The sequence below is a fragment of the Burkholderia sp. SIMBA_062 genome, assembly GCF_046534765.1.
Classification (GTDB): Bacteria; Pseudomonadota; Gammaproteobacteria; order Burkholderiales; family Burkholderiaceae; genus Burkholderia; species Burkholderia ambifaria.
The window spans coordinates 1-239 of record NZ_JAWRYD010000585.1; the positions used below are offsets into that span (position 1 = coordinate 1).

A 239-nucleotide genomic window follows, 5' to 3' on the forward strand; every position below is an offset into this window, starting at 1 on the left:
GGCAGTGCAGCGCGGAACTCTTCGGCAGTCGCTTCAAGCACTTCCTTGCGGCGCCCGGCGATCACCAACTCAGCGCCCAGCTCCAGGTAGCGCTTGCCAATACTCTTGCCCAGCCCCGTGCCGCCGCCGGTGATGAGGATTTTCTTGCCAGCCAAAAGGTCGTTTGCGTACATGCTTCAATTCCCGCTGAAAGTCGGTTGACGTTTTTCCATGAAGGCCGCAACGGCTTCCTGGTGATC

At 59.4% G+C, this 239-nt stretch carries 1 protein-coding gene; it reads right to left on the reverse strand.

Annotated elements, in window-relative coordinates; translation table 11 throughout:
• On the reverse strand, positions 1–173 hold a 173-nt coding region (locus tag SB786_RS37535), incomplete at its 3' end, for an SDR family NAD(P)-dependent oxidoreductase (RefSeq protein ID WP_410731751.1).
• Between the last annotated feature and the right edge of the window lie 66 nt (positions 174–239).